The following is a 24250-nucleotide window of genomic DNA, read 5'->3' as shown; positions in this document are numbered from 1 at the left end:
TTTTGTTTATTAGCAAGTTTTTGGACAGATTTTAGCCTTTGCCAAACTGAAATAATAAGTGCTTTGATTGCCATTAAAACCGCTGTAAATCGTCAAAGTGGCTGGCAAAGTAAGTTTGCAAAAATTGCTTAAAAGCAATACTGGCGGGCGATAAAGCGCGTGACGAGCGTTGATAAATAAAGAATCGGCGCATTTTAACCGGCTGTGCCAACGGGCGCATCTGCAAACCATTGGCGCTTACCCAATCTATCACCTCTGGCATATAAGGCAAGCACAAGGTAATGCCAAAACCTTGGCGGGTCATCTCAAGGGCGGTGGACATAAAGTTGACTTTATAGCGCGCCTGCTGAATATGGCTGGCGATTTCCTCATCAAGCTCAGCGGTGACTTGCTCGATAAATGGCCCTTGCAAGGTAATAAGCGGCGTGTCTACTAAATCCTGCCAAATGACTTCTGATTTTTGCGCCAGCGCATGGTTATCTGGCATTACCACACAAAACGGCAGCTGATATAATAAATCGGCGCTGATGTCATCGTCAGGCTCCGTAAAGCCACGCTCAGTACCGACGCCCAAATCTACCTCGATGTTTTGAATATGTTCTAAAACATTTTCTGCTGAGCAATCAAGTAAAGACACGCTGATATCTGGATATGCTTTAGCAAATTGAGCAATAACGGCTGGCATGGAGGAGGCAGCAAATTGCGACACCGCAAGTCTGACTTGTCCTTGCGCCAAACTTGTCAAGCTACTGGCTTCATTTTCAAATAGCTGCATCTCATTTAAAATACGTCGCGCTTGCGGTAATAAATGATGACCAACGACGGATAATGACAGCTGGCGGGTGGTGCGGTCAAATAGCACGATACCAAGGCTGGATTCTAATTCTTTAATCAAACCACTGACGGCAGATTGGGTCAAATGCATCTGCTCGCTAGCGCGGGTAAAACTGCCATTGTCGGCGACGCTGATAAAAGCGCTCAATTGGCGAATACTGATATTCATAAGTAAACCTGATAAATAAATCGAAAAATACGATTAGTCTTATAAATCAAGCTAATCTAATATAAATCACTCGTCAATAGGAATGTTTGATGAAACTTATTTTTTGCTAATTTTTAGTGATGTATACCACCAATTGAAATTAAGGATGATGACAATGTCAGAGTTAAAGGCAGATTTATTTGATAACCCAATGGGCTTGCAAGGATTTGATTTCGTTGAGTTTGTCTCACCTGAGCCTGAGCTTGTCGAAACGCTATTTCGCAACCTTGGCTTTACTCATATTGCCAATCACCGCTCAAAAGATGTGGCCTTGTTTCGCCAAGGCGATATCAACCTTATTTTAAACCGTGAGCCAAAAAGCCATGGCAGCTATTTCTTAGGTGAGCATGGCGCGGGCGCTTGTAGCATGGGCTTTCGAGTAAAAAATGCGCAGCAAGCGTATGAGCTTGCTATCGAAAACGGTGCTGAACCAGTAGACGTGCCTACAGGGGTGATGGAGCTGCGCCTACCAGCGATTAAAGGTATCGGCGGCTCACTTATTTATCTCATTGACCGCTTTAGCGATGGCAATTCTATCTATGATATCGATTTTGAATACCTACCGAGCGTCGACAAGCATCCAAAAGGCTTTGGCTTCAAGGTTATCGATCATTTAACTCATAATGTCTACCGTGGTCGCATGGCATATTGGGCCGACTTCTACGAGCGTATCTTTAACTTCCGCGAAATCCGTTATTTTGATATCACCGGTGAGTATACGGGTCTGACCAGTAAAGCGATGACCGCGCCTGACGGCAAAATTCGTATTCCATTAAACGAAGAATCAAAGCAGGGCGGTGGGCAAATTGAAGAGTACTTGATGCAATTTAATGGCGAAGGTATCCAGCATATCGCGCTATTGAGTGATGACTTATTGTCTAGCATCGACAAATTAAGAGACATGGGTATCCCGCTGATGACAGCGCCAAATGATACCTATTACCAAATGCTGGATGAGCGCTTACCAAACCACGGCGAGAATGTCGCTGAACTACAAATGCGCGGCATCTTGTTAGACGGTACCACAGAAGGCGGTACGCCACGCTTATTGCTACAGATTTTCTCTGAAACCATCCTTGGTAGCCCCGTATTTTTCGAATTTATCCAGCGTAAAGGCGATTATGAAGAAGGCTTTGGTGAAGGTAACTTTAAAGCCTTGTTTGAATCCATCGAGCGTGACCAAGTCCGACGCGGCGCGATTGGTCAGCCAGAAACTGAAACGCCATAGTTTTAGCTTAATCGTTTATAAGTATAATAAATGGGCAGGGCAAAAGGAATTTGTCTTGTCCTTAATCAGCAAAGTACTGCTTGCGATGGTAAATCCAAAATACTTAAATTGAGGATTTATTGACGACAAGCGACTGTACTAACGCTAATAAAAGGAACACAGGCATGGAACGCCTACAAGCTAACAATACTATTCAAAAATCCCACAGTGCCAAGAGTGTGTCTTCTAATGCTCTCGGCGCTGATGATGCTAGCCATAGCGATTCAACCGCTGAGAAGCAACCTTACCTCTCGCATCAGCCAGACAGTCAGGGTCATATCCACTATAGTGACGATGAAAATGCCATGTGGCAGGCGCTGCTTACACGTCAAGCTAAGCAAATACCCAATCGAGCTTGCTCAGCCTATCTAGAAGGCTTAGAAAAGCTAAATCTGCCATCGACGCATATCCCGCAATTAAATGACATTGACCAAATCCTGCAAGCCACCACCGGCTGGCAAACCGCTGCCGTTCCTGCACTTATCAGCTTTGGTAAGTTTTTTAAGCTCTTAGCAAATAAACGCTTTCCGGTAGCGACCTTTATCCGCCGCTTTGAAGACATGGATTATATCGAAGAGCCAGATGTCTTTCATGAAATCGTTGGCCATTGTCCGCTGCTGACCCATCCTGCTTTTGCCGCTTTTAATGAGACCTATGGCAAGCTGGGTCTTGATGCCAGTAAAGAAGAAAGGTGGTTTTTGGCACGGCTTTATTGGTTTACCATCGAGTTTGGCTTGGTAGGTAGTCACCCTGACAATCGCCGTATCTATGGCGGCGGTATCTTGAGCTCCCCTTCTGAAACGGTTTATGCGCTTAATGGTAGCGATACATTGCAACAATCCAACCATCACCATCAGCAGCAACCTCAAAATCAGCCAGAACACCGCGCATTTGATTTGCTTGATGTTCTGCGTACGCCTTATCGCATTGACCATATTCAGCCGATTTATTATGTCATTGATGATTTAGATGCGCTGTTCGATATCGTCGATAGCGACATCATGGGCAAGGTCAAACAAGCAATGGCACTTGGCTTGTTTGAACCAACTTATGCACCAAAAAACTCTTAATACATTAAAAAATTTAGCATCGTTAAAATAACGATGTGGTAAAAGTGATGCTGTAAAAACAGTATTAACACGGACGTAACTGTATTAAACCTAACGTTATTAAAAAAATAACAGTTAACTTAAAAGGACATTATCATGACGACATTATCACAAGCCAGCTGTGAAGCGTGCCGTATCGGCGCTCCAACCGTCGACGACACAGAAGCACGCGAGCTATTACAACAAATTCCTGACTGGTCGCTCATCGAAGTCGACGGCATTAAGCAATTACAGCGTCAGTATAAATTCAAAAATTTTGTCACAGCGATGGCATTTGCCAATGAGCTTGCCGACATTGCGGAAGCAGAAGGGCATCATCCAGGTATTTTGGTAGAGTGGGGCAAGGTCACCGTCACTTGGTGGTCACATAGCATTAAAGGTCTGCATCACAATGATTTTATCATGGCAGCCAAGACCGATAGCCTACTGGGTAAGTCATGAGACTGGCAATAATCTTTGCAACTAATTAAACTTGTCCCACCCAAAACCAACCCTAACGCCAGAGTATATATGATGGCCCCATAAGGATGTGTTATGCCTCCACAAGTACTTACCGAGCTATCTCCCAAGGTAGCTTTTATTATTGCCAGCGTTGTCATCGCGATTATGGGTGTGACCATGATCGGCTTTGGCTGGGTACCGCATCTGTCATTGATGCTTGCAATCGTTGTTTTATTAGGCCTTGGTATGTATAAAGGTCTAAGCTTTGAGAAGATGCAGGGGCAGATGTCATCGGGTGTTGTCAGTGGTATTGGTGCTATTTATTTACTATTTTTTATTGGTTTGCTGGTCGCCGCGCTGATGATGTCAGGTGCTATTCCTACCATTATGTATTATGGTTTTGATCTCATCTCACCGCAGTATTATTATATTTCGGCTTTTGTTTTGACCTCAATTATTGGTGTCGCTCTAGGCAGTAGTTTGACCACAGCCGCGACACTTGGTGTGGCCTTTATTGGTATGAGTAATGCCTTTGATGCCAACGTTGCTATTGCTGCTGGTGCTGTGGTTTCAGGTGCTTTTTTTGCCGATAAAATGTCGCCGTTGTCAGATACTTGTACGCTTGCCTCTTCTGTCGTCGGCATTGATTTGTTTGAGCATATCCGTAATATGATGTATACCACGGTACCGGCGTGGCTCATTACAGCTGGGCTATTTTGGTATTTCTCTGGCCAGACGGGTACGGGTGATTTAGGTCAAGTGACCTTACTGCAATCACAATTGGTCGATAGCGGCTTAGTCCATGGTTATGCCGTATTACCATTTGTCGTGCTAGTGGTATTAGCACTATGCCGAGTCAATGCCATTTATACCATCATTTGTACAATCGCGACCGCTTTAGTGCTTACTTATCTGCACAGCACGCCAAGTATTGGGCAGCTCGGCGGTTATCTATTTGCTGGTTATACGCCCGCCGAAAATTTAGAGCTGGGTGAAGTGGCGGGTATGATCTCACGTGGCGGTATGCAAAGTATGTTCTTTACTCAGACTATCGTGATATTGGCGTTAAGTTTGGGCGGTTTATTACGTGCTTTGGGTATCTTACCAGCGTTATTGTTAGGTATTCGTAATATGCTGACAAGCTCAGGACGTGCTATCTTTGCCGCCGCAATGGCGGCTTTAAGCATCAACGTGCTGATCGGTGAGCAATATTTGAGTATCTTATTATCAGGAACTGCGTTTCGTCCGACCTTTGAGCGTTTGAATTTACACCCCAAAAACCTATCGCGTACCATCGAAGACGCGGGCACGGTTATCAATCCATTAGTACCGTGGAGCGTGTGCGGGGTATTTATCAGCCAAGCGTTAGGTGTTCCGGTACTTGAATATTTGCCTTATGCCTTTTTCTGTTATTTATCGCTGCTGCTTACGATACTGTTTGGCTTCACAGGTATCACCATCAGTTGTAAAGATGGCTCTAGCATTCGTAAGCAACCAAAAGTACAAATGGCAAATTAGCGAACATTCATTTTTAAAATAAACTGAGATAGTATTGGTTGCATAAAAACCACTCTAAGTAACTTAGAGTGGTTTTTATGGTTAATTTGAACGCCTAAACCATATATCTAAAAGTGGCTGAATAAGAGATAATAGAGAACATAGATTTTCGCTTACCTCAATAAAAAGGCAGTCCTGCATGACCCATAATAATCCATATAACCTGATACCCTTGCAACCTACGGGCAGAAATGAGACCAATACCGCCAATACCTATTCACCTGAAGATATGATTGCCATTTACGAGCAGCAGTTTCTGACCGAAGTGCCAGAAGACAAGCTCACAGAGTTCTTACCTTTTTTAAAAGCGTTTTATGATATCGACGACCATACCTTAGATGTCAGTGCGGTGATTTTTGATGCGATTGCGGACGCTTGTATTATTTATAATCACAAAGTCAAAGTTGGGCGTTACGAAATATTAGAAGGCTTGGTAAAAGAAGAGATTGCAGAAGATATAAGTGATGCAGAAGGCGCTGAAGAGAAACAAGTACAAGCCTATACCCTAGAGTGTAAGCGTACTTTTTTTATCAATGAGGTGGAAATACCTTATCATTTTAATTTGTTTATCCATGGCGATAATTATTCTACCTTGACGAGAAGAGAGAGCGTGTTAGAAAAAATGTATTGGTTTGTCAGTGATAGCTTTGATGAGCAGTTATTGGATAATCCTGAAGATACTGAGAGCTTGGCGTCTATTAATAAGCAACTGGCAAGTTTGGGTATTCGAGAAATGGATCTGACTACTATTCATCAGCTAGTCGATTATTTAGAAGGTAACATCATAGATGATGACATGGCAGATGCGGTCAATAAGCTGCTAGATGAAGCCGAGTAGCATTGAATACACTATTCACTGTTATTCACTGTTAAAAAAGACCACGCTAAGCCAATTTAGCGTGGTCTTTTTTTGATAGGACAGCCAATTTTAAACAGCAAGCAATAAAAAACCCTCGTAATCGATAGATTGCGAGGGTTTCGTATATGGTACCAGTGGTCGGACTCGAACCGACACGCTTTTAAAGGCAACGGATTTTGAATCCGTCATGTCTACCAATTCCATCACACTGGCATGTTAGGAGATAAAGTCTTTACTGCTAGACTATATCGAATTGGGCTACAAGGTTAACTCTGTATAGGCTGCGTATTATAGCAGGCTATTTTTAGCCGTCAAGAATTATTTATTATATTTAAGATAAAAATTCATTTTTAACCAACGAAGGCACGTTCAACGGCATAATCCGCTTGTACGCCCATACGTGGAGAGACGGTGAGACCGAAGTCGTCTAAAATTGTAGAGATATCCGCATTAAATGGCATACTACCGCAGATAAGTACTCGGTCATCGTCTTTATTCATTGGCGGTAGACCGATATCTTCAAAGAATTTACCTGATTTCATCAGATCAGTGATACGGCCGGTATTTCTAAACTCTTCGCGCGTGACGGTCGGGTAGTAGATAAACTTCTCACGGAACTCTTCACCAAAGATTTCATCGTTTGGCAGCTCTTCTTCAAACATTTCGCGATAAGCCAAATCCTTGACCTGACGTACGCCGTGTACCAAAATGATTTTGTCAAAACGCTCATAGACTTCAGGGTCGCGTGATAACGCTAAAAATGGCGCAAGTCCTGTACCGGTTGAGAGCATATATAAGTGCTTACCCGGCAACAAATCATCTAAGACCAACGTGCCAGTCGGTTTTTTACTGACCAGTAACTCATCGCCCACTTTGATATGCTGCAAGCGCGAGGTTAGCGGACCGTCTTGAACTTTAATAGAGAAAAATTCCAAATGCTCTTCGTAGTTGGGGCTGGCAATCGAGTAAGCGCGCAATAGCGGTCTACCATCGACAACGATACCAATCATCGCAAACTCGCCATTACGGAAGCGTAAGCCATCGTCGCGCGTGGTTTTGATGCTAAATAGAGAGTCATTCCAGTGATGAACCTCAGTGACCGTTTCGGTGCGGAGTTTTGACATAAAGCCCTCGTTAGTAAGTGGTAATGTGTATTCGCCCATTAAAAATGGTGGTAAACAAAAATTTTTAAGGTAATAAAAAGTGTGAATAAGATTAAGCGCTTATCAATTATCAGTTCAGGCTAATTAAGCAAATGACATGCTAAGCAAATGACACGGATAAAAAACCGTTATTTTAACATTATTATCAGGTTTTATAAGGCGTCAGATTGTAGCAAACAACGGCGCTGCCGGTAAAAGTAAACTTTGCTGCTTGTACTTTTAGACGTGTGCGTTATGAATGCAAGCCATTCTCAATAAATTTCTCGCTCATCATAACAAACTTTAAAATAAAAATCCGCCTAGCTGCCTGTCTGTACCATGATAAAATGGAATATCGTTAGCGAGTAATTTTCTATCATTGCCGCATGCCATGTATTATCAGCTATTTACTTTTGGAACTTGATTTATGACTTGTCAGACTTCCGCCGCTATTAACTATCATATATCGCCCATTATCGGTTACCACCGTGCGCCGCTGTCACAAAAGTTTGGCGCACCGAGGCAGCCAAATTTGGTGGCTATGACTAGTGTGATTGAAATGCTCGCGCCGTATGACACGCCAGCGGCATTTGTCGGACTGGAGGATTTTAGTCATATTTGGATCAGTTGGCAGTTTCATCATAACTATTTATATAAAGACAAGTTAGATAAAGACAAGCATTCACTCAATAATAAGCAGCAAGACAAAAATGATAGTAATTTTCGCCCGCAAGTGCGTCCGCCGCGTTTGGGTGGCAATCAAAAAATAGGCGTATTTGCCAGTCGCAGTATGTATCGACCATCCGCGCTTGGACTGTCTGTGGTAAAGCTTGAGCGCATTGAGATGGTAGAAGGTCGAGTGTTACTTATTATCAGCGGTGCTGATATGATAGATGGGACGCCCATCATCGATATCAAGCCTTATGTGGCTTATAGTGATGCCTTGCCTGAAGCAAAAAGCGGTTTTGCGCCTTCGGCGCCGCATTTGTTGGACGTGACGATTACCGAATCGGCTTATGAGCAATTTGGACAAATTATCGCCAATCAAAGTGCAGATAATGCAGCGGAAGAAAATGCGCAAAATAAGCACTCATCCGTTAAAGCAGTCATTGATAAAACTCAAAAGCAGTTAGTAATATCTGATTTTGATACTATCAAAGCTTTGATAGCGCAAGACCCGCGCCCTGCTTATCGACGTACAGAGACAGAGTCGTCATTTGTTATGCGCTATAAATCGGTTGATGTCAGTTTTAAATTGCTAGAATCAGGTGAATTGCAGATAATGAATATTGTCACAGTATAATGAAAGTAAACATCGCTGCCGACTAAATGCTCTAAATCTCATAAGAATAAACCTTTAAAAGAAGACAACCATGCCTGTTCAAAAATATTCGATAGTGATTGATTTGCGTTGGTGCCTAGATGAATTATTGGCAGATAGGGTGATTGATCAGCGCGGTTATAATCTTGTCATTACCAGTCGCCGTAACAAGGCGCAGCATCCGCTGATTACGATTAGCGAGTTTGGGCTGCCAAATGGTCACGCGCTTAATAATAATTCTGAGAATAAATTGACGCTAGCATGGCTTAATCAATGGTTGGCTGCCAAAGCAGATATGCCGCTGGTGCGTATTGATCCGTTAAAGGTCGATGTACCGGCGGTAACGCAGCTGATGTCGTTTGAATATGCGCGCTCGCAGCACATTTTACCGATTGAAGTGACGCTTGATGAAGTGGTTATTGGTACTGACCAGCCATTTTATACCGATTGGCATGGCAATATCGAAAAGCTCATTAAATCAAAAAGCTATCGTACGGTCTTTATCAATCCTGAACAAATCAATCGCTATCGGCAAGAGTTTTATCAAGTCACGCAAGCGATTGCGGGCGCGAACTCCCTACATAAGCGTGCGGCAGCGGACGTCACCAACGTTGAAGCGTTGTTACAGCTCGGCGATAACACCAATCCCGATGCCAATGATCAACATATCGTCAAAGTGGTCGATTGGCTATTGCAATATGCCTTTGAGCAGCGCGCAAGCGACATTCATCTAGAGCCGCGCCGCGAAACGGGCAAGGTGCGCTTTCGTATCGATGGGGTGCTGCATAGTGTCTATGAGATGCCGCTTGCCATCATAGTGGCAGTCACTGCACGTATTAAAATTTTGGGACGGCTCAATGTGGCAGAAAAGCGTAAGCCGCAAGATGGACGCCTAAAAACCCGTACGCCCAAAGGCTTAGAAACTGAGCTGCGTCTGTCTACCATGCCGACTGCCTTTGGTGAAAAGCTTGTCATGCGGGTATTTGACCCAGAAGTACTGGTGCGCTCGTTTGCCCAACTTGGCCTGTCGGGTAAGCAGCTTGAAACGTGGCACGAGCTGACCGCGCATCCAAATGGGATTATCTTGGTGACGGGTCCGACGGGTTCTGGTAAAACCACCACCTTATATAGTACGCTCAAGCAGCTCGCCACCGAGCAGGTCAATGTCTGTACCATTGAAGATCCGATTGAAATGATTGAGCCGGCCTTTAATCAAATGCAGGTCAATCCAGGGGTTGATTTGCATTTTGCCGACGGTATTCGTTCTTTGATGCGTCAAGACCCAGACATTATTATGGTCGGTGAGATTCGCGATGCCGAAACCGCCAATATGGCCGTGCAAGCGTCTTTGACGGGGCATTTAGTGCTATCAACGTTGCATACCAATGACGCACCAAGCTCTATTACTCGTCTGCATGATTTGGGTATTCAGCCGTTCTTAACCTCAGCAACGATATTGGGCGTCATGGCACAGCGATTATTACGGACGTTATGCCCGCATTGTAAGCAAGCGCTTGATGTGACGCCAGATAGCGAGATAGCCATTCAATGGCAAGAGCTGGTGCAGCCTTGGCGCGCGCCTGTACCAACACAAGTTTATAAGGCGCAGGGCTGTGAGCACTGTCGCCATACGGGTTATCAAGGCCGCGTTGGTCTGTACGAGATTATGCCGTTATCCAATGAGCTAAAAAAACTGGTCGCCGCCGATGCCAATTTGGATACGTTGAAGCAGCAAGCGTACCGCGAAGGTGTGCAGCCGCTACGTTTATCGGGAGCAAAGCGTATTAGCGAAGGGTTAACAACCATAGAAGAGGTGATGCGTGTGGTGCCGCTGCATTAAAGGATGTCTCTAAAATACACCTCATTCAAAAAAACCATTCTTTAAAAAAATGCTCTGATAAAAAGCCTTTGTATAGACGTTTGTTAAACACGACTTGAAAAGCCAGCTTATCAGAGCAATTAATACTATTACTATTACCAAATCCATATTTTAAGATAATTTTATTTATTGATTCTTATTAACGAGATTGTTTATGTTTACAGATACGCATTGCCATCTAAACCGTTTGGATTTAACCAAGTATGATGGTCAATTGTCCGGCGCGATTGCGGCGATGAAAGAGGCGAATGTTAATCGTGCGATGGCGATTATGTGTGATTTTGCTGAATACGATGAGATTGCCAATATCGTCAGCACTTATAATGACGAGACGCTAAATCTTGGTATGAGCGTCGGTATTCATCCTTGTGAAGATATCGGCGTATTGCAGTCAGCGACAGTTGGGCGCTTGATAGAAACGGCTGATGCTGAGCACGTGTGGGCGATAGGGGAGACGGGGCTGGACTATTACTGGTCGACGGAAAATAAAAAAGAGCAACAAGCTAGCCTTGCGCGTCATATCTATGCCAGCCAACAGCTAAAGAAACCGCTTGTCGTGCATATGCGTGACGCCAAAGAAGATACGCTTGATATCCTAAAAGCAGAAGGCGCTGAACACGGTATTATCCATTGCTTTACTGAAGACTGGGAAACCGCAAAACGCGCATTAGACTTAGGGTTTTATATCTCCTTCTCAGGTATCGTCAGTTTTAAAAGTGCGCAAATGATTCAAGATGCCGCAAAAAATATGCCCAAAGACAGAATACTTATCGAAACCGATAGCCCGTATTTAGCACCCGTGCCTAAACGTGGCAGGCCCAATGAGCCGGCATACGTGCCATACGTGGCAAGCTATCTTGCCGAGATGTATGGCTGTAGTGGCGAGGAAGTCGGCGCATTGACTGCAAAAAACTTTGAAAATTTACTGGCACAGTATCACTAAAATGGTTATGCTATGACCAATCAGTCATTTATAGGCTTGTCTTGTAGTTCTGTGTTGAATGTGTTTTTGATGCTTAACTTAACCCTATGATTATCAATGACTATTTAGCAAACATAAGCATATTGCCTTTGATGGTATTGGCGTAGCCGTTATAAAATTTATAAGCGTGCTGCCAGTACACTGACAAAAGGGACGGTGGTATGCATGATATTGTCAGTTTTTAGGAGAAATTATGAGTCGTCAGCACCAGTTCAAGGCCCGAGAAGAAAATATCTTAGCGATGGCAGAGCAATTGTTACTTGAGTCAGGCGATGGTGATATCACTTTGGACAGTTTGGCAGACCAGCTTGATTTGGCTAAAGGCACCTTATATAAGCATTTCTCCAGTAAAGATGAGCTCTACCTGCGTATTATTATCCGTTACGAAGAGCAATTGTTTGAGATTAACCGTATTGATGACTGTCCGTCGGCAGGCGTCGCGCGGATGATTTTTCAGCAACTATTTAATCCGCAAAAAGCCATGCTCCTTAACCAAATCGAAGAGCGTTTGGCGGCATCGGTGACGGGTCTGAACCGCCTGTTCGGTGAGCTTTACGATATTCGTCGTCAGCGCATGAAGCGTTTGATTGATATTATCAGTGCGTATCTTCAAGAGCAGCATAGTAGTCTAAGTACGCGCGATTATTTGTCCTCGATTTGGGCGATGGGTCAGGGCGGTGCAGGATTATTAAACTCAAGCTTTTATCAGCGCTACTTAGGTCGCCGTGATACCTTGCGTTATGCTTTTGTGCAGCAAATGCTTGAGTTGCCAAGCCATTATCCAGCGGCCGATGATGAAGTCATGGATGAAGATATGCAAGAATTGGTAGAGCAAATCGATACTGAATCAGAAGAGCACCGTAATACCAATTACTAGCTTTTTATTCTATTTTAAACGCAGTCAGCTATTATTTTATAACGGTCCGTGTTGCTATCTTCTGTATGGCAACACGTTAAATTATCTTTTAATACGTGTACGAAGTCATAGTTTTTGTAACTCGTCATGTCTTTCGTCGTTTGTATACCATTCAATATAGCGTTATTTTTAATAAGGTGACGCCATTCTAGATGACTTCTGTATGTCAAAACCGACTTCCTCTATATCTTCAATCACAGTCTCTCACGCGCACATCCGTATCGGGCAAGCGGGCTTTACCCTTGTAGAAATAGTAGTGGTGGTCGTTATTCTATCTATCTTTGCTGGCATGATGAGCTTGTCGGTCGGTAGTAGTGAGTCACGCAAAAACCGCGCCTTTTATGAGCATTTAACAGATTCTCTGAGCTACGTACGGCTTTTATCGGCTGAGCGTATGGCGCCCATGGGTCTAAGCTTACAAGCCGATAAACAAGGTCAAATGACGCCGGTCATTGTCACGCTATCAAACCCGTATATTGCCTATCAAACTCAGGCTGCCACTTCTTCTGTTGGAGACAGTACGCCTAAGAACGCCATGGAGTTGTCGGCAGATTTGACGAGTATGTCAGGTGCTGCTTCAGATAAAGTGCCCACACCAAGCTGGGAGATTGAGCCAGAAGTTAGTCTGCCTGAATTGCCTGCTGGCATGAGTTTAAGCGTGCAAAGCCTAGATGCAGGGAGGCAAACAACCGCAGGCCAAACACAAGCACTGCAGCCATGGTTTACCGACCAAAACGTACCGCAAGTACTATGGTTTGGCACAGGTCAGGCCACGCCGGTGACGATTGAGGTGCGTCATAATTCGCGTTTGGTGGGTGAGGTGATTACGATTATGCCCGATGGTAGTGTCTCGATAGGACAAGGGCTGTAGCTGATGATTAACAAAGATAAAGCCAAATCGACCTACACAAATCCAAAGCCTGTTATATCAAGGCATGAGCAAGGATTTACCCTGATTGAAGTCATGGTTGCTTTAGCGATTCTAGCCGTCGTTGCCGTTGCCGCGAGCCGTGCGAGTAGTGCGTATTTAAGCTCAGTTGATGTTTTACGTACTCGCACGCTAGCGCAGTTTGTCGCACAAAACGCGGCAGCGGACTTGCATATTCAAGATACGTGGCTGACGGCTAACAAAACACAAACCATCAATGCCCAAGGTCGTGATTGGCAAGTGACAATGACTGCCACCGATGCCATCACACCTGCATTAAAGCAAGTAAATATCGCTGTTGCGCCCATTATAGACGGACAAACACGCAGCGCAGTGACGGATATCAACGTGATGTTAAGTAACGCTGAGCAGGAGGTTGGTAGTTTGGATTTGAGCGGTCTAACGCCAGATAGAGGCAATCCATGAAATCAAATCATGGATTTACTTTGCTTGAGCTGATGGTGGCGATGGCGATATTTGCCATGTTAGCAGTGGCAGGCTGGCAAGTATTTGATGGTGTTAACCGTGCGCGTGAACGGGCGCAGTTTCATGCGGATAATTTAGCGGTTTTGCAATATGCCTATTTGCAATTACAGCAAGATATGAACCAAATGATTCCTTATCAGGCAGTGGATACGCAGGGTGCTAATTCTTTAATTAATAACGCCTCTTCCAATAACGCCTCAACCAATAATACCGCAAATAACAATGGTAGTAATAACAACGCCAGCAATAGCAATCAAGAAAACGCACCAGCGCCCGAACCTTTTATGACTCTAGACGGCGCACGTATCAGCTTTGTGCGTTTTGCCGACCCTGACCCACGTTATCAAAGCAGCGCGAGTTTGCAGCATATCGAATACATTTTTGCTGATGAGGGCTTAATTCGTCGTCAATATACCAGTCTTGGCAGTGACAGCATCAGCTTAGATAGTGTATTGCTTAAAGGCGTCACGGCTGGGCGCTGGCAAGCTTATTTACCTGAATTAAGCACCAAATTTCCCAATAAAGACAATCGTAATAACTTCAGCAATAACGCACCATCAGGGCAGACGGCGAATTCAGCCAATAAAACGTCTGAGACTATACTGTTACCAAAAGGGATTGCGCTTAACTTTACGTATCAGGATATGCCGATCACTTGGCAATGGGCACTGACGCCGCAGCCAATACCAAATGTCAGTACAAATACCAGTCATAAAAATACGCCTAACAATCCTAATGGCGATAGTAGTAACAATAACAATAACGGCAACAGTAATGGCGGCACCAATAACGATAACGTAGCCAATGGCAATGTAGAAAATAATAACTCAGGCAGCAATAATGACAATGCTCCATTTGGTCAATGACAGAAATTATTTATGCCAACTAGGTTACCAACGATGCCTATAACCTCTATGAAAGCCGATTCGCAACGTGGCGTCGCGCTGCTGACTATTTTATTATTGGTGGTTAGTATTACTGTGGTTGCAGGGGCAATGCTTGCTAGCCAAAAGATTGCCATTCGGCGTAGCGGCTTATTGTTTGACCAAAACCAACTCTTACAAGATATTAATGCAGGTCAGCAATTGGCGGTTACCTTGATTCGTGCTGATGCCAAATTAAATGATACTGATAGCGCGCAGGATATTTGGGCGCAGCCAATACCGCCTTACACCCTAGGCGGACATAGTATCGACATCGAATTACGCGATGAGGGCAGTCGTTTTAATATTAATAATTTATATCATAATGGCGCTGTCGATACTGCTGCCTTGGCCGTTTTTCAAAGGCTGCTTACACAGCTAAATTTAGAGCCTGATACCGCCGTTGCGATACTTGATTATCAAGATGCCGACAGCGAGGTCTACCAAGATGGCGGTGATGAAAATGTGGTATATGCTCAGCAGTCCAATCGCGGAGCGGATACAGCTTTACCCAACCAAGCATTGCTTAGTATCGATCAATTAGCAGAGGTGAAGGGCGTTGATGCGCAAGTATTAGCGACACTGCGTCCCTATATCACGGCGGTGCCATATTATTTACCCATTAATATTAATACCGCCAGTCCCGTTTTGTTTGCTGCCTTGGTAGAAGGTGCGAGCAGCCAGCAAATGCAAAGTATCGTTGAGTTGCGAGCAAAACAAGCCTTTAGCTCTGTCGATGATGTTTGGCAACTGCCCGTATTAAGTAGTGTAAAAGAAGAGGAGCGCAAAGCCTTGACGCCATTACTAGCGGTTGATAGCCAAGCCTTTATGGCACTTATTACCGCCTCTGATAATGCGACGGTTGGTCAAGCAAGACAACGCTTTGCGACCGTTATTATTAGCAAAACGGCCGCTGATGGCGACGCAGCAAATAGCAGCGATAATAATGGTAATAAAAACAGCAGTGATGCTAACAACGCTAATGGCAATGCTAATAACGCTGATAAAAAAAAGCCCAAAGAGGTGCGTGTGCTAACGCAGCGACTTTGGGCGTTTAGGCCAATTTTCTAATGGTTATAGATAATTAGTAATAAATAGCATGCAAAAACTAAGTCTAATTAATCATTTAAACGGGTTTCTTCGGTAGATTTCCAGTTATAGGCACCATAAAACAGCATTTGTGCTTGGCGCGTGCAATTATGCAGCATCAGCTGTTTTTTCTTTTCAACCTCAGCCAAGTCGACCTCATCATCATGATCTTCCGTATAGGTTAGCTCGAGCCAGTCAATAATCCAAGAAAAAAACATATTGACCCCAGCTTCCGCCAACAGTCTACGATCATAAGTATTGATGTGGGTAAATGCCGGCTGTAGCGCTAAGTCTTCTGCTAGGTTTTGGCCGTGTTTTTTAATCAGCTCATTGATGGCTTTGCGTACCGCCTCTGAGCCGCCATAGCGTTCACTGACTAAGAACTGCCAGTAGCAAGGCTGCTCGCTGACCATATATAAAAACATTTGGATGCTTTTTGCGATTTGACGCTCAAAACTGCGTTTGCGCCCAATTTGCAAGTTTTCACTTAACGTTGCCATCGTACCGCCCAACTCTTCGATGACTAAGGCGCGACCAAGCGATTCCATGTCATCAAAATGGCGATAAAAGGCGGTCGGCACCACGCCAACCTCACGCGTGACTTGCCTGAGACTGATTGAGCTAAAAGACTGTCCTGTCATACACAAATCGAGCACCGCATTAAAAAAAGCGTGCCGTGTTTGAAGTTTCTTTTGTTCGCGACTACTCATAATATTTCAAAATTACCTGATAGATGTCTATCATACTCATTTCATTGCGAAAATACGAATAAAATAGAGGATTATCGTTAATGGTTTGCTTAAATTTTGGTTTGGCTCGGTTTTAAATTGTCTCTAAACTTCTTTTTAAACGAGCTGCTTAAACATGTTGTTTAAACAATGGTGCCCCAATGTCCTTGTAGCTCTTGCGCCAGTCGATAGGCTTCATGGTCATTCATACCGGTTATAAAGTCTAAAACATTAAGCATATTATCATAGGTATTATCTGCTAGAGTCCGGCGGTGTTCATCGAGATGCGGCTGGAGTAATTTTAGCAAACGCTGCTGCTCAAAGGATATTTGGCTTATCGGCGCATTGGTTTCATTTGCCTCATTTGTCTGTTTTATCCAGGCGAGTGGCATAAAAGCATCGAGCAGGCGCTGCAAGCATTGATTGGCCATCAGCTCCATGCGTACCTTACTTGGGTGATTAAATATCTTTTCGCGTGCCAATTGCTTAGCTTGGTTAATGCCACTTTGTACGCTCGGCTCACAGTGCGCAAACAAGCTGCCTGGTAGCATCCCCGCCAACATAGTATCACTATTGGCTACAAAGGCATCGGTGACGGCATTGACCAAACGCATCATTGCCCGTGCCCGCAGCGATGCCAAACGCTGTCTGACTGACACTTGAGTGGGTAGAATAAGCGTATCAGGGCGCTCACCAATCAGCTCATAAAAAATCGCCGCAACCTCTGCATAGCTTAGCATATTCAAATTGATGCCATCCTCCAAATCTATCAGCGCATAGCAAATATCGTCTGCCGCTTCTAATAAATAGGCTAGCGGATGACGAGCAAAGCCATCGTGCTGCTTTGAATATGGCAAGCCTAACGTTTCTGCCAACTGCTCTAACTGCGCTGCCTCACTATAAAAGCAGCCAAATTTTTGCATGTTAGTGGTGTGATTGCCTTGGTAAATGCGGTTATTTTGATCAATAGAGCTGTCTTGATAAACGGGATTGCTATGGGTCGCAAGCCAAGGGTATTTCATAAACGCGCCTAAAGTAGCGCAAGTTAATCGCATACCGCCTAAATCAGGGTGGTGCTCATTTCGGGTTAATATACGAAATCCTTGTGCATTGCCTTCATAAGCCAGTAAATCTAATTGCTCGTTATTATTCAGATTTTGCAAGATTTGCTTACGGTCAGGATGCATAAACCAGTCACGAATGGCGTACTCTCCCGCATGACCAAACGGTGGGTTGCCAATATCATGGGCAAGGCAAGCTGCTTGGACAATGACACCGACATCAGCGGGCGCGACACCGTTCGGTAAGCCGCCGCCCAACTTATCATGCAGCTTCTCTGCCGCCATGATACCCAAAGAGCGACCAATACAAGAAACTTCGAGCGAGTGTGTTAAGCGCGTATGAATACCGAGCTGATTGGTCAGTGGATGAACTTGGGTTTTTTGGTTCAGCTGACGAAAGGAGTGTGAAAATACCAGTCTGTCGTAATCTTTATGAAAGGAGGAGCGTGCGCTGTCCTCGGCAGGAGCTTTTTTATGACTGCCTAAACGCTGCGCACTAAATAGTTTTGCCCAATGGTCACTAGAATTCGTGGTTTGATTAACAGAAACAGTCATCATTTATCGTCCGTTATTTATATCATTCTATTTTATTTTTGCTTTTAGAGAATTTAATTACTTTAACGTTATTCCCTTTATTATAATAAAAAAAGCCAGCGTTGAAGCTGGCTTTTGGTTGTTCTCTACTAAGACTGTGTAAACACGCAATCCGCTTGTACTTGTAAATATTAAACGTTGAACGTTAAACGTTAAAGCGGAAATGCATCACATCGCCATCTTGCACGATGTAGGTTTTGCCTTCTAAACGTGATTTGCCAGCAGCAGCTGCACCTTTTTCGCCGCTATACTCGACAAAGTCGTCATACGCAATGACTTCAGCGCGGATAAAACCCCGTTCAAAGTCGGTATGAATCACACCAGCAGCTTCAGGGGCTGTGGCACCAACAGCGACTGTCCAAGCGCGGACTTCTTTGACGCCAGCCGTAAAATACGTTTGCATATCAAGCAAATCATAACCGCCGCGAATCACTTGATCAAGACCAGCCTCTTCCATATCCATTTCAGCTAGGAAGTCTTTCTTGTCATCTTCATCAAGCTGAGCAATTTCAGATTCGATTTGATTGCATAGGGCAATGACAATAGAATCTTCGCCAGTGGCATAGTTGCGCACCGCATCTAGATATGGGTTATTTTCAAAGCCATCTTCGCTCACGTTGGCGATATACATGGTTGGCTTTAAGGTAATCAGACCATAACTTCTGATCAGTTTTTGCTCGTCTTTGTCTAGGTTAGCACCGCGGGCGGCTTTACCTTCTGCTAATAATGGCTCGATTTTTTTGAACACATCAAGCATAGCCGTCGCGTCTTTATCGCCACCTTTGGCTTTTTTGCTTAAGTTGGTAATAGCGCGCTCAACGGCCTCTAAATCGGCCAATGCCAATTCGGTATTGATGGTTTCGATGTCGTCGATAGGGCTGACGCGGCCGTCAACGTGGACGACGTTGTCATCATCAAAGCAGCGTACCACGTGGGCAATCGCATCGGTCTCGCGGATATTAGCTAAAAACTGGTTGCCCATACCTTCACCTTTTGAGGCGCCAGCAACCAAACCTGCGATGTCGACAAATTCCATCGTTGTCGGTAATATGCGCTCGGGCTTGACGATATCAGCCAATTTTTTTAGGCGTGGATCTGGCACAGGTACGATACCGGTATTGGGATCTTTGGTGCAAAAAGGGAAGTTTTCAGCGGCGATACCCGCTTTGGTCAAGGCATTAAACAGGGTGGATTTACCCACGTTTGGTAGACCGACGATGCCGCAATTAAAACCCATAACATGCTCTCAATATATTAATAAAATCAGGCAATAACAGACTTGGTATGTAGTCAGTATAAAGCTTGGTAAAATAGGAACTCAAAATTGGGCATATTGTAGCAAATTTCAGCCAAAATGGGTGAGGTTGTTGTGCTTGCTATTTTAATTTTTACGCTCAATCACAATACTTAGTAACCTGTTTAATACCAACCTTTAATATCATCGTTTCATATGAGTGTTCGTTATCAATGACCTTCAGCGCCCTGTCTATTATGATAAGCTACTACCTATAAATGATGATGCATGCTGCTGCGCTATCATCAATAGCCAGCACGATAAACCACACCAAAGGCAATTGTTAATAATGACCACCATTTTTGCTACCCACCATTATAATTATCCGCAAAATTTCGTTGACATGAAACCCAAGCTGACGCGGCTTGAGCAGGCGATTAAAAAGCTCGAGGCCAACTTGATAAATGCGGATGCTGAAATATTAGAGCAACGGCTTGCCAGTCATTTAGGGTTACAAGTGGATTACGCTCGTGAGCTGAACCCTAACCAGTTGTTGGCTGCCACGACTATTGAGGGCAAAGTATTGGTCATCGCCGGTGCAGGCTCTGGTAAAACTAAAACCTTGACTTATAGAACCAGCTATTTGATAGAAAATGGCGTCGCGCCAAAAGAGATTTTGCTATTAACCTTTACTCGCAAGGCGGCCAATGAAATTAAAAGTCGCGCTAGAACTTTGCTGGCAAGCCGTCTAGATGATAGTCACATAAATGGTAAGGCGCTAAATGATATCACTAGCGGCACTTTTCACTCATTTTGCAATATGTTATTGCGCCAATATTCTGGGCTACTTGGTATCAATCCGCGCTTTACGATTCTAGATACCGGCGATAGTGAAGATGCCATCGATTTAATTAATAAAGAAAAAAAGTATCCGACCAAAATAACCAATCAGGCGTTTCCGCGCAAAAAAACCTTGCAAAATATCTTTTCAACCTCTAGAAATCGGCGCATTCATATTCGCGACTTAATCGAGAATAGTTATCCTGATATCGCCGTGCATATTCCAGTTATTGAGCAATTGGCGGTCGACTTTCATGAATATAAGCGCGCCAATCATTTATATGATTTTGATGACATCATCAGCCAAGTGGTGCGCCATCTAAAGCACAATGATACCTTTCGTCAGCTGCTACAACAGCACTATCGTTATGTCATGGTCGATGAATATCAAGACACCAATATTCCGCAAAAAGAGCTGATAGATTTGATTTGTGCGCCGGCGTCGGTATCGCTGATGGTCGTTGGTGATGACAACCAAAGCATCTATGCTTTTCGCGGTGCCAATTATGAAAATATCTTACTATTTGGCGAAAGCTACCCCGAAGCAAAACTGATTAAATTAGAGCAAAATTATCGCAGTACGCCAGCGGTGCTGGATTATATCAATGCTTTATCGGCGCAAATTACGTTGGGCTATCAAAAGCAATTGTACTCGGGCGCATCTATAGAAGGCATCAAGCCAATATTTCGCCGTTTAAGTGATGAAACAAAAGAGGCTAAATATATTGCAGATAAAATCATCGAATTAAAACCAGATTATGATTATCAGGACTTTGCTGTCTTGTGCCGCACATCTTTTCAATCCAACTACGTTCAGCTTGAATTTATGGAACGCAATATACCCTTTATCGTCGTGGGCGGCATTCGCTTTATTGAGCGGCGTCATATCAAGGACGTTTTAGCCTTTGTCAAAATACTTTATAACCCAAATGACACCATTGCATGGCACCGTATTTTAACCTTGTTTAAAGGAGTAGGAGCAGTGACGGCGACGCGCTTAACCCAAGCGATTAATGCCGATAACAATGTTAATAATAATGTTAACAACAACACTTTCGAGCCGCTATTAGCACCATCATTTGCAAAGAAAAGCCCACAGCTTAAATCATTGCATACGACTTTAACCAAAGCCAGTCAGGCAGAGTCAGTGGAAATAGTAATTGAGCGAATTTTAGCGTTTTATATTCCTGTATTAAAAACGATTGAAGAGAATTGGCGCGAGCGTAGTGAAGATTTTCGTGTGCTTAAAAACCTAGCAACAGAGTACGACAGCCTCGATAAATTCTTAGAAAATCTTGCCCTCGATCCGCCCAATGATTCAGTTGCTACCGCAGGCGAGCCTGAAAAAGACGAAAATAGTAATGATAAAGTTACCATTTCTACCATTCATAGTGCCAAAGGGCTTGAATGGCCAGTGGTATTTGTCAACTCTCTCGTCGATGGTATGACGCCGCACTATCGCTCGCTCAGTGATTTTGAAGAGTTAGAGGAGGAGCGTAAGCTGTTTTATGTTGCTTGTAGCCGTGCTAAGAGCAGATTATTTTTAACTGCGCCCGAGTATTTCTCAAGCTATTCGGGTTACTTTGATAAGCCGTCACGGTTCATCGCTGAGCTACCTGCCGATAAGTTGACGGTTGAGACTGGCAAGAAGCTTTTAGAAACACTAGCAAGTGAGGATCCAATTTGGTGGTGATTGGTTTATTCCTTGCATTTTGATTAGCCAAAATAGGTCTAATTTCTTAATAATTTCTACATTATTCCTGTCAGAAATAGCTTTCAATTAAAAGCATAACCAAAAGTATGGAATAGAAAAAATGTTTCTATGATAAGGGTTTAATCTGGTGCGCAATGCGTTACTATTACTCCCTTATCTGTTATTTCTCAACTTTGATATTCTGTATTAAAATCTTAAAAAAGGACGTGTTATGCGCTACGAAGTGATCGTTATCGGTGCAGGTATGGTCGGCACCTCAGCTGCTTGGCATTTACAAAAAAATAAGGCTGAAGTTTTACTATTGGACAAAAAACTACCGGGCTCTGAGACTTCATATGGCAATGCTGGTTTGATTCAGCGCGAGGCGATTCATACCCATCCGTTTCCACGCCAGCTGACTGAAATGATACGCGTATTGCCAAATCAAGGCACTGATATTCGCTATCGAATCCCAGCGATTTTGCGCTATCATCAAGCGTTATTGCAGTATTGGAAATACTCGACGCCAGCTTCAATTAAAAAAATCGAAGCGGAGTGGCAGACACTGATTGAACATTGCACCAGTGAACACCAAACCATGATTGAAGCGTCTGGCGCTGAATATTTGATTAGCCGCAAAGGCTGGTTGCAGTTGCATCGCTCTGAAGAGACGTTTAAAGCAGCTATTGATGCTGCAATCAAAGACCGTGATCAGGGCGTTGAGCACAATGTCTTGACGCTTGACGAATTAAAAGCGATGGAACCAAGCGCCAATTTTGATGAGTTCGTTGGCGCGATTCATTGGCTAAACTCTTGGCAAGTGTCAAACCCGAGCTTATTGGTGAAATCATACGCAAAAAACTTTCAAGAAATGGGTGGTACCATCAAAGAAAGCGGTGTCAATGAAATCGTCCAAGAAGCAGATGGCTGGAAAGTTGTTACCGACACTGACACTTTTTATAGTGATAAATTAGTCATTGCTGCTGGGCCTTGGTCTAACGATTTAATCAAACCGCTTGGTTATGATTTGCCGCTGTTCCCAATGCGTGGCTATCATCAGCATTTTAAAGTCACGGAAAAAAACACCATCAACCATAGTATGTTTGATATGGATAAGGGTTTTGTGATGGGTCCGATGCAGCAAGGTATCCGCATCACCACTGGTGCTGAGATGACCACCATGAATGCGCCAAAGAATTTTAGCCAATTAAATACCGTATTAAAACTCGCGCGCAAAATTCTGCCGCTAGAAGATGCCGTCGAGAGTGAAGCTTGGGCGGGCTCACGTCCTTGCATGCCGGATATGAAGCCAGTCATCGGTCCTGCGCCGCAGCACGACAAATTATGGTTTGCCTTTGGTCATAGCCATCAGGGTTTTACCTTAGGACCCATGACTGGTCGTCTGGTAGAGGAGATGATTCATGACAAGCCATTATTGGTTGATATTAAACCCTTTAGCGCTGAACGTTTTTCTCGCTAACTCCTAGCTAAGCACTGTTTAAAAAAATCTGAACTGTTTATATATTTGACAGTTCAGGTATTTGAAAGAACTGAAACATTAAAAATTAAGGATAATAATTCATGCAAAAGCTGCATAGTAACCAACGTATGAGTCAGATTGTGATTCATAACCAAACCATTTATCTGTCCGGTCAAGTGGGTAATAGCGAAGAGGATATCAAAGCCCAAACCTTGACATGCTTAGAGAAAGTCGAAAAACTGCTGCAAGAAGTTGGTAGTGACAAATCAAAGCTGCTATCCGCAACCGTCTGGCTAAAAAGTATGTCAGACTTTGCCGCAATGAATGAGGTGTGGGATAAATGGTTTGAAGGCGTCCAGCCACCAGCGCGTGCATGCGGTGAATCAGCATTGGCTCGTCCTGAGTTATTGGTCGAGATTACCGTTATCGCTGCTGAATAATTGCTTATTTTACTTGTTTAGGTTGAAAGCCAGATAAAATAAAAGGGTGTGATTGCTATGAACCGCCCCGAGATTGTCGGAGACTCAACTTTCTGAGAGAATACGACAATGAAAACACGAAACTATACCCCTGAAATGAAAGAGCGCGCCGTCCGTATGCTAATTGAAGCTAAAGACGACTACCCATCCACCTGGTCAGCCATCAAAGCCATAGCGCCAAAGATAGGTTGCACGCCTGA

General features: G+C 43.9%; 21 protein-coding genes, 1 tRNA gene and 1 pseudogene. 17 read left to right on the top strand and 6 right to left on the bottom strand.

Annotated elements, in window-relative coordinates; genetic code table 11:
* Positions 1-73: 73 nt before the first annotated feature.
* Positions 74-1003, bottom strand: coding sequence for a LysR family transcriptional regulator (locus tag FOR85_RS01675; protein WP_144296439.1), 930 nt, complete (start codon positions 1001-1003; stop codon positions 74-76).
* Positions 1004-1157: 154 nt separating this feature from the next.
* Between FOR85_RS01675 and hppD the strand changes: the two genes are divergently transcribed.
* From hppD to FOR85_RS01650, 5 genes are all read left to right on the top strand, one after another.
* Positions 1158-2270 carry a 4-hydroxyphenylpyruvate dioxygenase gene (gene hppD, locus FOR85_RS01670; protein WP_144296438.1) on the top strand — a complete coding sequence of 371 codons (1113 nt, stop codon included), beginning with the start codon at positions 1158-1160 and terminating at the stop codon, positions 2268-2270.
* Between the two features lie 164 nt (positions 2271-2434).
* Positions 2435-3379: a phenylalanine 4-monooxygenase gene (gene phhA / locus FOR85_RS01665; RefSeq protein WP_144296437.1), complete on the top strand. Its 945-nt coding sequence runs from the start codon at positions 2435-2437 to the stop codon at positions 3377-3379.
* A gap of 135 nt (positions 3380-3514) precedes the next feature.
* Positions 3515-3859 (top strand): 4a-hydroxytetrahydrobiopterin dehydratase, encoded by a 345-nt coding sequence (locus tag FOR85_RS01660; RefSeq protein WP_144296436.1) that lies wholly within the window; start codon positions 3515-3517, stop codon positions 3857-3859.
* A 93-nt stretch (positions 3860-3952) separates the two neighbouring features.
* Positions 3953-5377, top strand: coding sequence for a Na+/H+ antiporter NhaC (gene nhaC / locus FOR85_RS01655; RefSeq protein WP_068405572.1), 1425 nt, complete (start codon positions 3953-3955; stop codon positions 5375-5377).
* Between the two features lie 178 nt (positions 5378-5555).
* A complete protein-coding gene (locus FOR85_RS01650) occupies positions 5556-6254 on the top strand; it encodes a hypothetical protein (RefSeq protein WP_144296435.1) in 699 nt (232 codons plus the stop codon).
* Positions 6255-6401: 147 nt separating this feature from the next.
* Here FOR85_RS01650 and FOR85_RS01645 read toward each other — a convergent pair.
* Positions 6402-6488, bottom strand: a tRNA-Leu gene (locus FOR85_RS01645).
* Between the two features lie 137 nt (positions 6489-6625).
* The gene (locus FOR85_RS01640) at positions 6626-7399 is read right to left on the bottom strand and encodes a ferredoxin--NADP reductase (RefSeq protein ID WP_144296434.1); all 774 of its coding nucleotides are present in this window, start codon (positions 7397-7399) and stop codon (positions 6626-6628) included.
* Positions 7400-7844: 445 nt separating this feature from the next.
* Between FOR85_RS01640 and FOR85_RS01635 the strand changes: the two genes are divergently transcribed.
* The 8 genes from FOR85_RS01635 (at position 7845) to gspK (ending at position 15923) form a co-directional block, all read left to right on the top strand.
* Positions 7845-8720, top strand: coding sequence for a tRNA (N6-threonylcarbamoyladenosine(37)-N6)-methyltransferase TrmO (locus FOR85_RS01635; protein WP_068405557.1), 876 nt, complete (start codon positions 7845-7847; stop codon positions 8718-8720).
* A 70-nt stretch (positions 8721-8790) separates the two neighbouring features.
* Positions 8791-10578, top strand: coding sequence for a GspE/PulE family protein (locus FOR85_RS01630; RefSeq protein WP_144296433.1), 1788 nt, complete (start codon positions 8791-8793; stop codon positions 10576-10578).
* Between the two features lie 193 nt (positions 10579-10771).
* A complete protein-coding gene (locus FOR85_RS01625) occupies positions 10772-11560 on the top strand; it encodes a TatD family hydrolase (RefSeq protein WP_144296432.1) in 789 nt (262 codons plus the stop codon).
* 232 nt (positions 11561-11792) lie between these two features.
* A complete protein-coding gene (locus FOR85_RS01620) occupies positions 11793-12476 on the top strand; it encodes a TetR/AcrR family transcriptional regulator (protein ID WP_068405549.1) in 684 nt (227 codons plus the stop codon).
* A 202-nt stretch (positions 12477-12678) separates the two neighbouring features.
* Positions 12679-13386: a prepilin-type N-terminal cleavage/methylation domain-containing protein gene (locus tag FOR85_RS01615; protein ID WP_144296431.1), complete on the top strand. Its 708-nt coding sequence runs from the start codon at positions 12679-12681 to the stop codon at positions 13384-13386.
* 3 nt (positions 13387-13389) lie between these two features.
* Positions 13390-13869 carry a type II secretion system minor pseudopilin GspI gene (gspI, locus tag FOR85_RS01610; protein ID WP_144296430.1) on the top strand — a complete coding sequence of 160 codons (480 nt, stop codon included), beginning with the start codon at positions 13390-13392 and terminating at the stop codon, positions 13867-13869.
* A complete protein-coding gene (locus FOR85_RS01605) occupies positions 13866-14795 on the top strand; it encodes a prepilin-type N-terminal cleavage/methylation domain-containing protein (RefSeq protein WP_144296429.1) in 930 nt (309 codons plus the stop codon). The genes gspI and FOR85_RS01605 overlap by 4 nt, the downstream gene beginning before the upstream one ends.
* Positions 14796-14828: 33 nt before the next feature.
* Positions 14829-15923 carry a type II secretion system minor pseudopilin GspK gene (gene gspK / locus FOR85_RS01600; protein WP_223808461.1) on the top strand — a complete coding sequence of 365 codons (1095 nt, stop codon included), beginning with the start codon at positions 14829-14831 and terminating at the stop codon, positions 15921-15923.
* Positions 15924-15970: 47 nt separating this feature from the next.
* On the opposite strand, the gene FOR85_RS01595 is transcribed toward gspK, so the two are convergent.
* The 3 genes from FOR85_RS01595 to ychF all read right to left on the bottom strand — a co-directional run bounded on the left by FOR85_RS01595 (position 15971) and on the right by ychF (position 19561).
* On the bottom strand, positions 15971-16651 hold the full coding sequence (locus tag FOR85_RS01595) for a TetR family transcriptional regulator (RefSeq protein ID WP_068405534.1): 681 nt from the start codon (positions 16649-16651) through the stop codon (positions 15971-15973).
* A 161-nt stretch (positions 16652-16812) separates the two neighbouring features.
* Positions 16813-18285, bottom strand: a complete 1473-nt coding sequence (locus tag FOR85_RS01590) for a deoxyguanosinetriphosphate triphosphohydrolase (protein WP_144296460.1) — start codon at positions 18283-18285, stop codon at positions 16813-16815.
* Between the two features lie 184 nt (positions 18286-18469).
* Positions 18470-19561 carry a redox-regulated ATPase YchF gene (gene ychF / locus FOR85_RS01585; RefSeq protein ID WP_144296428.1) on the bottom strand — a complete coding sequence of 364 codons (1092 nt, stop codon included), beginning with the start codon at positions 19559-19561 and terminating at the stop codon, positions 18470-18472.
* 346 nt (positions 19562-19907) lie between these two features.
* Between ychF and FOR85_RS01580 the strand changes: the two genes are divergently transcribed.
* The 4 genes and pseudogenes from FOR85_RS01580 to FOR85_RS01565 all read left to right on the top strand — a co-directional run.
* Positions 19908-22091, top strand: a complete 2184-nt coding sequence (locus FOR85_RS01580; RefSeq protein ID WP_223808460.1) for a UvrD-helicase domain-containing protein — start codon at positions 19908-19910, stop codon at positions 22089-22091.
* 232 nt (positions 22092-22323) lie between these two features.
* A complete protein-coding gene (locus FOR85_RS01575; protein WP_144296427.1) occupies positions 22324-23571 on the top strand; it encodes an FAD-binding oxidoreductase in 1248 nt (415 codons plus the stop codon).
* A gap of 101 nt (positions 23572-23672) precedes the next feature.
* On the top strand, positions 23673-24011 hold the full coding sequence (locus FOR85_RS01570) for a RidA family protein (protein ID WP_068405525.1): 339 nt from the start codon (positions 23673-23675) through the stop codon (positions 24009-24011).
* A gap of 108 nt (positions 24012-24119) precedes the next feature.
* A pseudogene (locus FOR85_RS01565) lies at positions 24120-24250 on the top strand (IS3 family transposase); the annotation flags it as partial.

The sequence above is a fragment of the Psychrobacter sp. YGAH215 genome, from assembly GCF_007280595.1.
In the GTDB taxonomy this organism is placed as follows: Bacteria; Pseudomonadota; Gammaproteobacteria; order Pseudomonadales; family Moraxellaceae; genus Psychrobacter; species Psychrobacter faecalis.
Note: the sequence above shows the minus strand (reverse complement) of the source record. Positions and strands in the feature narration are given on the sequence as shown.

Coding starts and splice junctions, on each gene's coding strand:
- FOR85_RS01675 (WP_144296439.1), bottom strand. CDS start 1,003: ATGAATATCAGTATTCGCCAATTGAGCGCTTTTATCAGCGTCGCCGAC.
- hppD (WP_144296438.1), top strand. CDS start 1,158: ATGTCAGAGTTAAAGGCAGATTTATTTGATAACCCAATGGGCTTGCAA.
- phhA (WP_144296437.1), top strand. CDS start 2,435: ATGGAACGCCTACAAGCTAACAATACTATTCAAAAATCCCACAGTGCC.
- FOR85_RS01660 (WP_144296436.1), top strand. CDS start 3,515: ATGACGACATTATCACAAGCCAGCTGTGAAGCGTGCCGTATCGGCGCT.
- nhaC (WP_068405572.1), top strand. CDS start 3,953: ATGCCTCCACAAGTACTTACCGAGCTATCTCCCAAGGTAGCTTTTATT.
- FOR85_RS01650 (WP_144296435.1), top strand. CDS start 5,556: ATGACCCATAATAATCCATATAACCTGATACCCTTGCAACCTACGGGC.
- FOR85_RS01640 (WP_144296434.1), bottom strand. CDS start 7,399: ATGTCAAAACTCCGCACCGAAACGGTCACTGAGGTTCATCACTGGAAT.
- FOR85_RS01635 (WP_068405557.1), top strand. CDS start 7,845: ATGACTTGTCAGACTTCCGCCGCTATTAACTATCATATATCGCCCATT.
- FOR85_RS01630 (WP_144296433.1), top strand. CDS start 8,791: ATGCCTGTTCAAAAATATTCGATAGTGATTGATTTGCGTTGGTGCCTA.
- FOR85_RS01625 (WP_144296432.1), top strand. CDS start 10,772: ATGTTTACAGATACGCATTGCCATCTAAACCGTTTGGATTTAACCAAG.
- FOR85_RS01620 (WP_068405549.1), top strand. CDS start 11,793: ATGAGTCGTCAGCACCAGTTCAAGGCCCGAGAAGAAAATATCTTAGCG.
- FOR85_RS01615 (WP_144296431.1), top strand. CDS start 12,679: ATGTCAAAACCGACTTCCTCTATATCTTCAATCACAGTCTCTCACGCG.
- gspI (WP_144296430.1), top strand. CDS start 13,390: ATGATTAACAAAGATAAAGCCAAATCGACCTACACAAATCCAAAGCCT.
- FOR85_RS01605 (WP_144296429.1), top strand. CDS start 13,866: ATGAAATCAAATCATGGATTTACTTTGCTTGAGCTGATGGTGGCGATG.
- gspK (WP_223808461.1), top strand. CDS start 14,829: ATGCCTATAACCTCTATGAAAGCCGATTCGCAACGTGGCGTCGCGCTG.
- FOR85_RS01595 (WP_068405534.1), bottom strand. CDS start 16,651: ATGAGTAGTCGCGAACAAAAGAAACTTCAAACACGGCACGCTTTTTTT.
- FOR85_RS01590 (WP_144296460.1), bottom strand. CDS start 18,285: ATGACTGTTTCTGTTAATCAAACCACGAATTCTAGTGACCATTGGGCA.
- ychF (WP_144296428.1), bottom strand. CDS start 19,561: ATGGGTTTTAATTGCGGCATCGTCGGTCTACCAAACGTGGGTAAATCC.
- FOR85_RS01580 (WP_223808460.1), top strand. CDS start 19,908: ATGACCACCATTTTTGCTACCCACCATTATAATTATCCGCAAAATTTC.
- FOR85_RS01575 (WP_144296427.1), top strand. CDS start 22,324: ATGCGCTACGAAGTGATCGTTATCGGTGCAGGTATGGTCGGCACCTCA.
- FOR85_RS01570 (WP_068405525.1), top strand. CDS start 23,673: ATGCAAAAGCTGCATAGTAACCAACGTATGAGTCAGATTGTGATTCAT.